The 1,246-nt window shown below is 78.9% G+C and carries 3 protein-coding genes; all 3 read left to right on the top strand.

What is annotated here, in order from left to right:
* Positions 1–190, top strand: a 190-nt coding sequence (locus tag EAO71_RS36130; protein ID WP_147979299.1) for a class F sortase, incomplete at its 5' end; no start/stop codon positions are given.
* A gap of 180 nt (positions 191–370) precedes the next feature.
* Positions 371–610 (top strand): hypothetical protein, encoded by a 240-nt coding sequence (locus EAO71_RS36125; protein WP_187282976.1) that lies wholly within the window; start codon positions 371–373, stop codon positions 608–610.
* Between the two features lie 2 nt (positions 611–612).
* A partial coding sequence (locus EAO71_RS36120) for a class F sortase (RefSeq protein ID WP_147982033.1) occupies positions 613–1,246 on the top strand: 634 nt, incomplete at its 3' end.

Here is a 1,246-nt window from a genome sequence, read left to right as displayed (position 1 = left end):
GTTCACCGTCGACGACGTGCGGGTCGTCCCCCGCGACCACTTCGACGCGCACGAGGTGTACGGGCAGCGCCGCGCCGGCCGGGCCGAGCTGCGGCTGATCACCTGCGGCGGCAGCTTCGACCGCACGGCGGGCGCCTACACCGCGAACGTGGTCGTCTCCGCGTACCTCACGGGTGTGACGAAGGGCTGAGCCGCGGGCCGGAGCGGTCGCCCGCCCGTCCGCAGTCCACCCGCCGCCGCGCGCCCGGCCCGGGACCGGTCGGTCCTGGCCCGGGTCTGGCTCCCCCTGGCCGCCGGCAGAGGACCGGCCCGGCCGGCGGACGCACGGGACGTGGGCCGCCGGCCGGGCCGGCCAGGGGGTGCTGCGAAAGTGCCGGCGGCCAGGGGGAGCCAGACCCGGGCCAGGACCGACCGGTCCCGGGCCGGCGGCGGCGGTACCGCGGCGTTCGCCGTGCCGGCCGCGCCGGGTGTCGCCCAGACCGCCACCGGAGACGGACTCGGCACCCCGTACACCCTGGTGGGTCTCGCCGGCGCCGGGATCGCCGCGGTGGCGGTCGCCGTCCGCAGCGCGCGCCGCCGCCGCGCGGGCGCCGCCTCGGCCTCGGACTGAGGATGTCCGCCGGAACGGGGACCGCGGGAACCGGCCGTCTGATCACCGGCGTGGCCTGGGCGCTCCTGGTCCTGGGGCTGTGGCTGTGGGGCCGGGAGGCGACCGACGGCCCCGGCGGCGCGGCGGCCCCGACCACCGGTGACATCGCCGCGGCCGGCCGCCCGCTCGGTGTCCCGCTCCCCCCGGCGCACGCCCCCGTGGAGCCCGCGACGCCGAGCCGGGTCGAGATCCCCTCCCTCGGTATCGCGGCCCCGGTCGTCCCGCGCGGCCTCGACGACACGGGCGCGGTGGACCCGCCCCCGTACGAGATGCCGCAGTCGGTCGGCTGGTTCGAACGCGGCGCCCGGCCCGGCGCGGACGGTTCCGCCGTCTTCGTCGGCCACGTCGACACCGAGACCCGGCCGGCCGTCTTCTATGGACTGAGCTCCGCCCGCCCGGGCGCCAGGGTCCGGGTCACCCGGTCGGACCGCTCCGTCGCCGAGTTCACCGTCGACGACGTGCGGGTCGTCCCCCGCGACCACTTCGACGCGCACGAGGTGTACGGGCAGCGCCGCGCCGGCCGGGCCGAGCTGCGGCTGATCACCTGCGGCGGCAGCTTCGACCGCACGGCGGGCGCCTACACCGCGAACGTGGTCG

The organism is Streptomyces sp. MS191 (genome assembly GCF_008042125.1).
Taxonomy (GTDB): Bacteria; Actinomycetota; Actinomycetes; order Streptomycetales; family Streptomycetaceae; genus Streptomyces.
The sequence above is the reverse complement of the archived record's forward strand: the minus strand, read 5'-3'. Positions and strand labels throughout refer to the sequence as shown.